This is a genomic window from Pseudomonas sp. AGC41, from assembly GCF_057334555.1.
In genome coordinates this window covers 50,630-59,898 of sequence record NZ_JBHFJB010000083.1, presented here as the reverse complement: position 1 = coordinate 59,898, position 9,269 = coordinate 50,630, and the positions used below count along the sequence as shown (strand labels likewise).

The following is a 9,269-nucleotide window of genomic DNA, read 5'->3' as shown; positions in this document are numbered from 1 at the left end:
CGAATGCGGCGTGTCAGTCCGGAAAGTGGCGACTGGCATACCGCATTCGCGAGCAGGCTCGCACAGGCGTTTCCAAGGATCTCAGGACTCGGCCACACCCTGCGCCGCGCCACCCTCCAGCTTGCGCCACAACAACCGCACATTGGCCTTGCGCACCAGGGCGCAGCGGTACAGGCGGATTTCCAGCGGCACGTGCCATTGCGCCCCCCCGCAGATCACCAACTCGCCCCGGGCCAGTTCGGCGCGCACGCTCAGATGCGGCACCCAGGCGATGCCCAGGCCTTCCAGGGCCATGCTTTTCAGGCTGTCGGCCATGGCCGTCTCGTAGACCGTGGTGAAACGCAGCGCACGCTGGCGCAACAACTGGTTCACCGAACGGCCGAGAAAAGCGCCAGCGCTGTAGGCCAGCAGGGGCACGCTGGTCTCGCCCTCCAGGTCGAACAACGGCTTGCGGTCGGCATCGGCCGCGCAGACCGGGAGCATTTCAGTCTGGCCCAGGTGCAACGACGGGAAAATCTCCGGGTCCATCTGCATCGCCGAATCCGGGTCGTAGAAGGCCAGCATCAAGTCGCAGCCGCCTTCGCGCAGGGCATGCACGGCATCACCGACGTTGGTCGCCACCAGCCGTGTGGCGATGTTCATGCCTTCGTTACGCAACTGGGCAATCCAGCGCGGAAAGAAACCCAGCGCCAGGGAATGTGCCGCCGCTACCTGGATAACTTCGCCCTGCCCGCCTTCCAGGTGGTGCAAGTGCCGCAGCACTTCGCCCAACTGCTCGACCACCGTACGCGCCGTCACCAGGAACAGCTGTCCCGCCGCAGTCAGTTCGATCGGCGTGCGGGAGCGGTTGACCAAGGTCAACCCCAGCGCCGCCTCCAGGCTGCGGATCCGCCGGCTGAACGCTGGTTGCGTCACAAAGCGGCGCTCGGCCGCCTGGGAAAAACTGCGCGTCGCGGCCAAGGCACTGAAGTCCTCCAGCCATTTGCTTTCAAGATTCATCTCCGTCCTCCCATAGGACGCACCAAAACAGGTCACACGTTCGCCGCGTCATTGGCGTCACACGCGCATTATGCCGAATGTGCATAGGCCAGTGTTTAACAGCATTGGCCCTAAATTTTCTGAAAGCCTAGGATTCACAGCGTTCCGGCTCAGACCGGGTCCTTATTGAGATGATTTCCATCATGTCCTCCGCTGCATCATTCCGCACAGAAAAAGACCTGCTTGGCGTACTCGAAGTACCGGCGCAAGCGTATTACGGCATCCAGACCCTGCGAGCGATCAACAACTTTCGTCTCTCCGGCGTCCCGATCTCGCATTACCCGAAACTGGTGGTCGGTCTGGCAATGGTCAAGCAAGCCGCCGCTGACGCCAACCGTGAGTTGGGCCAGCTCAGCGAAGCCAAGCACGCCGCCATCAGCGAAGCCTGTGCACGATTGATCCGTGGCGATTTCCACGAAGAATTCGTGGTGGACATGATCCAGGGCGGCGCCGGCACATCGACCAACATGAATGCCAACGAAGTCATCGCCAACATCGGGCTGGAGGCCATGGGTCACCAGAAGGGCGAATATCAGTACCTGCACCCGAACAACGACGTGAACATGGCGCAGTCGACCAACGACGCCTACCCGACCGCGATCCGCCTGGGTCTGCTGCTGGGCCACGACGCGTTGCTGGCCAGCCTCGACAGCCTGATCCAGGCGTTCGCCGCCAAGGGCGAGGAATTCAGCCACGTTCTGAAAATGGGCCGTACCCAACTGCAAGACGCCGTGCCGATGACCCTCGGCCAGGAATTCCGTGCTTTCGCCACCACCTTGAGCGAAGACCTGGCGCGCCTGAAAACCCTGGCGCCTGAATTGCTCACCGAAGTGAACCTGGGCGGCACCGCGATCGGTACCGGCATCAACGCCGACCCGCGTTACCAGGCCTTGGCCGTACAACGCCTGGCAACCATCAGCGGCCAGCCGCTGGTTCCGGCTGCCGACCTGATCGAAGCTACCTCCGACATGGGCGCCTTTGTGCTGTTCTCCGGCATGCTCAAGCGCACCGCGGTCAAGCTGTCGAAGATCTGCAACGACTTGCGCCTGCTGTCCAGCGGCCCACGCACCGGCATCAACGAAATCAACCTGCCGGCCCGTCAGCCAGGCAGTTCGATCATGCCTGGAAAGGTCAACCCGGTGATCCCGGAAGCGGTGAACCAGGTCGCGTTCCAGATCATCGGCAACGACCTGGCGCTGACCATGGCGGCCGAAGGCGGCCAACTGCAACTGAACGTGATGGAGCCGCTGATCGCCTTCAAGATCTTCGACTCGATCCGCCTGCTGCAACGGGCCATGGACATGCTGCGCGAGCACTGCATCGTCGGCATCACCGCCAACGAAGCGCGCTGCCGCGAACTGGTCGAACACTCGATCGGCCTGGTCACCGCCTTGAACCCGTACATCGGCTATGAAAACGCCACCCGTATCGCCCGTGTCGCCCTGGAAAGCGGCCGCGGCGTACTGGAGCTGGTGCGCGAAGAAGGTTTGCTCGACGACGCCATGCTCGACGACATCCTGCGCCCGGAAAACATGATTGCTCCGCGTCTGGTCCCATTGAAGGCTTGATCGACGCGACCATTGCTCACCAGGTCGAGGGACTAGACACCTCTCACCTTTTGAGGGCTTGGGGACTCGTTCCCCAGGCCCTTTTTTTTAACCGACAACTGAAAGCGGGAGCAAATTTGTAGGAGCGAGCCTACTCGCGATAAACAGCGACGCGCTGCCGTTGTACCCCGCGTCGCCAGCTATCCAGAGCCGGCTCACTCCCACAAGAACCTGACCGATAGGCCAGGAGATACAAGGGTCCGTTTCGTCGCACGCACCACAACTGTGCAGACGGGCGCCGCACTGATAGGTATAGTGCCGCCCCTCTTTGCATGAGTGGTCTTCGGTAGCGAGACCTCACAACATGCGAAAACCGAACTAATAACAAACCCGCGAAGTGGACCGGGACGAACATCGCCTCAACTGTCGTGCCGCGCGCCGGCCGATGTAACACGATGTTTCCAAATGGCCAGCATTTGCTTAAACAAAAAACAGCGAGGAATACTCATGCTCGAAGTCATCAACGACTTCCTCTCAGGGAAAGTGCTGATCGTGCTCATTGTCGGGCTCGGTGGCTACTTCACGATCCGCTCGCGTTTCGTCCAGTTCCGTCATTTCTTTCATATGTTCTCGGTGTTCCGTGACAGCCTGAAAAGCAGCACTGATCAGCTCAGTTCGTTCCAGGCCTTGATGCTCAGCCTGGCTGGCCGCGTCGGTGCGGGTAACATCGCCGGTGTCGGCATCGCCGTGACCCTCGGCGGGCCCGGTGCGGTGTTCTGGATGTGGGTGACCGCGCTGGTCGGCATGTCCAGCAGCTTCTTCGAGTGCTCCCTCGGCCAGCTCTACAAGCGCTGCGACTCCGAAGGCCAGTACCGTGGCGGCCCGTCCTATTACATCCAGCACGGCCTGCAGAAACGCTGGTTGGGCATGATCATGGCATTCCTGCTGCTGATCACCTTCGGCTTCGCCTTCAACGGCCTGCAAGCCCACGCCGTGACGCACTCGTTGAACAACGCCTTCGGCCTCGACACCACCTACACCGGCCTGGGCCTGGCGGTGCTGCTGGGTCTGGTGTTCATCGGCGGGATCAAGCGTATCGCCAAGGTGGCCGACCTGTTGGTACCGGTCAAGACCCTGGCGTATATCGCCGTGACCCTCTACGTGATCGTGCTGCAGTTCGAACACGTGCCGGGCATGCTGGCGACCATCGTCAAGAGCGCCTTTGGCCTGGACCAGGCTTTCGGCGGCCTGATCGGCAGCGCCATCGTCATGGGCGTCAAGCGTGGCGTGTTCGCCAACGAAGCAGGCTTGGGCAGTGCGCCTAACGTGGCCGCCGTGGCGTCGGTGGAGCACCCGGTCGCCCAGGGCGTGGTCCAGGCGTTCAGTGTGTTTCTCGACACCTTCGTGATCTGCACCTGCACCGCGTTGCTGATCCTGCTTTCGGGTTTCTACACCCCAGGCTTCGAAGGCGACGGCATTGCCCTGACCCAGAACTCCCTGGCGGCCGTGGTCGGTGACTGGGGCCGAGTGTTCATCTCCGTAGCCCTGTCGTTGTTCGTGTTCACCTCGATCCTCTACAACTACTATCTGGGTGAGAACAACCTGCGCTTCATGCTCGGCGAAAACCGCAAGGCGCTGATGGCGTATCGCACCCTGGTCCTGGCGCTGATTTTCTGGGGCGCCATCGAGAACCTTGGCACGGTGTTCGCGTTCGCCGACATCACCATGACCCTGCTGGCGTTCGTGAACCTGATCGCGCTGTTCCTGCTGTTCAAGGTCGGCATGCGCATCCTGCGTGACTACGACGACCAGCGTGCGGCCGGCATCAAGGTTCCGGTCTTCGATTCGAGCAAATTCCCGGACCTGGACCTGGACCGCAAGGCTTGGCCAGCGACCCCGTCGGCACCTGCCACCGAATCTGGAAACGCTCCGGCGAGCCTGGCTGCAGCGCAACGCTGATCAGCAGTCTGTGTGAAAAAAACCGGGCGCATCCCTTGCGCCCGGCGTGACACAGCATAAGGTCGACGTCATGCTCGACCTCATGTTGTGGCGGCTAACCCAAGCGGCCGTTTTCATCCTCGGAGAACCACCATGAATGCCTCGACCTACCCCGCCGCCCAGCACGTCATGGTGCTCTATACCGGCGGCACCATCGGCATGCAGGCCAGCGCCAACGGCCTGGCCCCGGCATCCGGTTTCGAAGCGCGGATGCGCGATTACCTGCACAGCCAGCCCGAACTGGTCGTGCCGCAATGGCGCTTCCGGGAAATGTCGCCGCTGATCGACAGCGCCAACATGACCCCAGCCTACTGGCAGCAACTGCGCGAAGCGGTGGTCGATGCCGTGGATGTGCAAGGCTGCGACAGCGTCCTGATCCTGCACGGCACCGATACCCTGGCCTACAGCGCCGCCGCCATGAGCTTCCAGTTGCTCGGCCTGCACGCGCGGGTTTGCGTCACCGGTTCGATGTTGCCCGCCGGTGTGACCGACAGCGACGCCTGGGAAAACCTCAGCGGTGCGCTGGTCGCCCTCGGCCAGGGCCTGGCGCCGGGCGTACACCTGTATTTCCACGGCGAACTGCTCGCGCCGACCCGCTGCGCCAAGGTGCGTAGTTTCGGTCGTCACCCGTTCAAGCGCCTGGATCGCCAGGGCGGCGGTGTCAAGGCCGCGTCCCTGCCGACGCAGCTGAATTACGACCAGCCGAGACAGTTGGCGAATGTCGCGGCATTGCCGCTGTTCCCTGGCATCAGCGCCGAGATAATCGATGGCTTGCTGGGCAGCGGCGTCCAGGGCCTGGTGCTGGAGTGCTACGGCAGCGGCACCGGGCCGAGCGACAATCCGGCGTTCCTCGCCAGCCTGGAGCGGGCGCGGGACGGCGGTGTGGTAGTGGTCGCAGTCACTCAATGCCATGAAGGCGGCGTCGAGCTGGACGTCTACGAAGCCGGCAGTCGCTTGCGCGGCGTCGGCGTGCTGTCCGGCGGCGGCATGACCCGCGAGGCTGCATTCGGCAAGTTGCAAGCGTTGATTGGCGCTGGGTTGCCGGTGGATGAGGTTCGGCGGTTGGTTGAGCTGGACCTGTGTGGCGAGCTGATCTGACGCCCTGCAAAGTTTTTGCCCGGCATATAACTTGCTCCGTCTCCAGTCTCCCAAGGCTGGAAACGGATCATGCTGCATTCCCACCTCACAACGCTCAATGCGGTCTCCCTGGTGCTCAACGCGTTCAGGAACGAAGGCTTGCCCAGTGAAGCGCTGTTGGCCGGCAGCGGCATCAGCCTGGCGGACCTGAGCCGGGCAGACACGCGCATCACCACCAACCAGGAAATGCAGGTCTGTGCCAACGCGGTGGCGCTCAAACACGACATTGGCCTGGAATTGGGCCGCAACATGCACGTTTCGTCCTACGGCATGCTCGGCTATGCCCTGCTCACCAGCGCCACCTTAGGTGACGCTTTACGCCTGGCCCTGCGTTACCCAGCGCTATTGGGAACACTCTTTGAGCTGACACTGGAAGACGACGGCGAGCACATCTGGCTCAGTGCCAGCGACTATCGGGAAAACCCGGCCCTGGCCGTGTTCAATGCCGAGTTCTGCATGGTCTCGCTAAGGGTCATCTGCAACGACCTGCTCGGTCATGCGCTCCCCTTGCGCGCGACGCGTTTCGAGCACTCGGCGCCGGATTATCAGGCAGCATACGAGGCCTTGTTCGAATCCCCGGTGCGTTTCGACAGTATCGACAACGCCTTCGCCTTCGGTCGCCACTGGCTCGCGCAGCCCTTGCCACTGGCTGACCCCATCACCCATCACGCCATGGCCGAACGTTGCCGCCGGCAGAACACCGAGTTCACCGGCCGGCAAGCCTGGCTGGGACGCATCCGCCTCTCGCTCGCCGCACAACTGGATGCCCCGCCAGGCCTGGAAGGCTTGGCCGAACAGATGAACTGCTCGGCGCGCACCCTGCGCCGGCACCTGAAGGACCTGGGTTGCAGCTATCAGGAATTGCTCGATGAACTGCGCTTCGAGCGGGCCAAGCAGCTGCTTGGGGAAGATACGTTGCCGATCTACCAAATCGCCGAAATGCTCGGTTTCAGCGAAACAGCCAGCTTCCGCCACGCATTTGTACGCTGGAGCGGCGTGGCGCCGAGTCAGTTCAGGCCATGAACGCTGCCTGTGGCGAGGGAGCTTGCTCCCGCTCGGCGGCGCAGCCGTCGTAAACCGGATAACGCGGTTGATCTGTAAAAAATGTGCCAGGCGTTTTGGGGTGGCTTCGCCACCCAGCGGGAGCGAGCTCCCTCGCCACGGGGATAATCGAGGACTTCTGTCTTGCCCCGAACCGGCGCAGGCTCGCGCCAACTAGGGGCGATTTACGGACAGATTTTTTGGCCATTTCAATCCCCTTTTGGCCTCTCCTGCCGTTCTCCCAAACGCGGCGCGCCGCAAGACTGTGGATACCGGATAAGCCCCTGCGGAGAATAAAAATGCTGACGATCTATTCGGACGATCACCACCTGCACCATGGACGTTGCGAGTTGATGGACGGGCAGCTGATGCCCTGCTTTGAAATGCCCTCCCGTGCCGATCATGTGCTGGAGCGGGTCAAGGCCCGGGCGCTCGGGCCGGTGGAGGCGCCACGGGATTTCGGCCTGGCGCCGATCCAGCGCATCCATAGCGCGCAGTATCTGGAGTTCTTCAAGGGTGCCTGGGACCGCTGGACAGAGTTCAACCGCGACGGCGACCTGCTGCCCTATACCTGGCCGGCGCGCACCCTGCGCACCGTGATCCCGACGAGCCTGCACGGTCAGCTCGGCTATTACAGTTTTGACGGTGGCGCGCCGATCACTGCCGGCACCTGGCAAGCCGCCTACAGCGCAGCCCAGGTCGCCCTCAGCGCCCAGGCCGAGATCCAGCGCGGCGCCCACAGCGCTTTCGCGTTGTGCCGCCCGCCGGGGCACCACGCCGCCAGCGACCTGATGGGAGGTTACTGCTACCTAAACAACGCGGCCATCGCCGCCCAGGCGTTCCTTGATCAAGGCCACCGGAAAGTCGCGATCCTGGATGTCGACTACCACCATGGCAACGGCACTCAATCGATTTTCTATGAACGCAGCGACGTCCTGTTCGCCTCGATCCATGGCCATCCCGAAGCCGAATTCCCGTTCTTCCTGGGCTACGCCGACGAGCGCGGTGAAGGCGCCGGGGCGGGATTCAATTTCAACTACCCGCTGCCCGCCGGTTCCGGCTGGGAAAGCTGGAGCGCCGCCCTTGATCAGGCCTGCGGCGAGGTCCGCAACTTCGACGCCGATGTCATCGTCGTCTCCCTGGGCGTGGACACCTTCAAGGACGACCCGATCTCCCAATTCAAGCTCGACAGCCCGGATTACCTGGCCATGGGCAAACGCATCGCGGCGCTAGGCAAACCGACGCTGTTCGTGATGGAGGGTGGTTATGCAGTGGCAGAAATCGGCGTCAACGCAGTGAACGTTCTCGAAGGTTTTCAAAGCGCCCAATGAGGAATATCAGCATGAAAAGACTCAAGCGTCTGATGGCTCCAGCCCTCTGCGCCACGCTACTGTGCGGCGCGGTCCAGGCCGAGGAGCGCACCCTGCGTGTATACAACTGGTTCGACTACATCACGCCCAAGGCCCTGGAAGATTTCAAGGCACAGAACAGCCAGGTCAAACTGGTCTATGACATCTTCGACACCAACGAAGCCCTGGAAGCCAAGCTGCTGACCGGTAACGCCGGCTACGATGTGGTGGTACCGTCCAATGTGTTCCTGGCCAAGCAGATCGAGGCCGGGGTATTCCAGCCGCTGGACCGCAGCAAGTTGCCGAACTGGAACCACCTTGATCCGAAGCTGATGAAGCTGATCGAAGCCAACGATCCGGGCAACAAGTTTGCGGTGCCCTACATGTACGGCACCATCCTGATCGGCTTCAACCCGACCAAGGTCAAGGCCGCGCTGGGCGACAACGCGCCGGTGGACAGCTGGGACCTGATCTTCAAGAAAGAGAACATCAGCAAGCTCAAGCAGTGCGGCGTGGCGCTGCTCGATTCGCCTTCGGAAATCCTGCCCTTGGCCCTGCAGCACCTGCGCCTGGATCCCAACAGCAAAAAACCAGCGGACTATGCCAAGGCCGAAGCGCTGCTGATGAAGATCCGCCCGCACATCACCTATTTCCACTCGTCCAAGTACATGGCCGACATCGCCAACGGCGACATCTGCGTAGCGGTCGGCTACTCCGGCAGCTTCTCCCAGGCCGCCAACCGCGCCAAAGAGGCCAAGAACGGCGTGATCGTGGACATGCGCCTGCCCAAGGAAGGCGCGCCGATCTGGTTCGACATGCTGGCCATTCCCAAGGGTGCGAAGAACCCGGACGACGCCTACGCCTTCATCGACTATCTGTTGCAGCCGAAGGTGATCGCACCCGTGAGTGACTTTGTCGGCTACCCGAACCCGAACAAGGACGCCACCGACATGGTTGATCCGGCCATCCGCAACAATCCCAACCTGTACCCGACCGAGGCGGCGATGGCGACGCTCTACACGTTGCAACCCCTACCAAGGGACGCCGAGAGAGCGCGCACAAGAGCTTGGACCCGGATCAAATCCGGCCAATAATTTTTTCAGCCCTATACATAGTTACCACCCGCCCTTTCTCGCACGTTTCTAGGATGGGCCGCCCG

General features: G+C 62.1%; 7 protein-coding genes. 6 read left to right on the top strand and 1 reads right to left on the bottom strand.

What is annotated here, in order from left to right; translation table 11 throughout:
• Positions 1 to 81: 81 nt before the first annotated feature.
• The gene (locus ACE04F_RS15165; protein WP_486107901.1) at positions 82 to 999 is read right to left on the bottom strand and encodes a LysR substrate-binding domain-containing protein; all 918 of its coding nucleotides are present in this window, start codon (positions 997 to 999) and stop codon (positions 82 to 84) included.
• A gap of 182 nt (positions 1,000 to 1,181) precedes the next feature.
• On the opposite strand from ACE04F_RS15165, the gene aspA reads away from it, so the two are divergent.
• The 6 genes from aspA to ACE04F_RS15135 all read left to right on the top strand — a co-directional run bounded on the left by aspA (position 1,182) and on the right by ACE04F_RS15135 (position 9,204).
• Complete coding sequence (aspA, locus tag ACE04F_RS15160) at positions 1,182 to 2,606, top strand: aspartate ammonia-lyase (protein ID WP_486107899.1); 1,425 nt, start codon at positions 1,182 to 1,184, stop codon at positions 2,604 to 2,606.
• Positions 2,607 to 3,092: 486 nt separating this feature from the next.
• On the top strand, positions 3,093 to 4,544 hold the full coding sequence (locus ACE04F_RS15155) for an alanine/glycine:cation symporter family protein (protein WP_486107897.1): 1,452 nt from the start codon (positions 3,093 to 3,095) through the stop codon (positions 4,542 to 4,544).
• Positions 4,545 to 4,676: 132 nt separating this feature from the next.
• Positions 4,677 to 5,681: an asparaginase gene (locus tag ACE04F_RS15150; RefSeq protein WP_486107895.1), complete on the top strand. Its 1,005-nt coding sequence runs from the start codon at positions 4,677 to 4,679 to the stop codon at positions 5,679 to 5,681.
• A 69-nt stretch (positions 5,682 to 5,750) separates the two neighbouring features.
• Positions 5,751 to 6,743: an AraC family transcriptional regulator gene (locus ACE04F_RS15145; RefSeq protein ID WP_486107893.1), complete on the top strand. Its 993-nt coding sequence runs from the start codon at positions 5,751 to 5,753 to the stop codon at positions 6,741 to 6,743.
• A 317-nt stretch (positions 6,744 to 7,060) separates the two neighbouring features.
• A complete protein-coding gene (locus tag ACE04F_RS15140; RefSeq protein ID WP_486107891.1) occupies positions 7,061 to 8,092 on the top strand; it encodes a histone deacetylase family protein in 1,032 nt (343 codons plus the stop codon).
• An 11-nt stretch (positions 8,093 to 8,103) separates the two neighbouring features.
• Positions 8,104 to 9,204: a polyamine ABC transporter substrate-binding protein gene (locus ACE04F_RS15135; RefSeq protein WP_486107889.1), complete on the top strand. Its 1,101-nt coding sequence runs from the start codon at positions 8,104 to 8,106 to the stop codon at positions 9,202 to 9,204.
• Positions 9,205 to 9,269: the final 65 nt, after the last annotated feature.

What these genes read in the sequence shown, in the direction of transcription:
- ACE04F_RS15165 (WP_486107901.1), bottom strand. Translation starts at nt 999, where the DNA reads ATGAATCTTGAAAGCAAATGGCTGGAGGACTTCAGTGCCTTGGCCGCG.
- ACE04F_RS15150 (WP_486107895.1), top strand. Translation starts at nt 4,677, where the DNA reads ATGAATGCCTCGACCTACCCCGCCGCCCAGCACGTCATGGTGCTCTAT.
- ACE04F_RS15155 (WP_486107897.1), top strand. Translation starts at nt 3,093, where the DNA reads ATGCTCGAAGTCATCAACGACTTCCTCTCAGGGAAAGTGCTGATCGTG.
- ACE04F_RS15140 (WP_486107891.1), top strand. Translation starts at nt 7,061, where the DNA reads ATGCTGACGATCTATTCGGACGATCACCACCTGCACCATGGACGTTGC.
- aspA (WP_486107899.1), top strand. Translation starts at nt 1,182, where the DNA reads ATGTCCTCCGCTGCATCATTCCGCACAGAAAAAGACCTGCTTGGCGTA.
- ACE04F_RS15135 (WP_486107889.1), top strand. Translation starts at nt 8,104, where the DNA reads ATGAAAAGACTCAAGCGTCTGATGGCTCCAGCCCTCTGCGCCACGCTA.
- ACE04F_RS15145 (WP_486107893.1), top strand. Translation starts at nt 5,751, where the DNA reads ATGCTGCATTCCCACCTCACAACGCTCAATGCGGTCTCCCTGGTGCTC.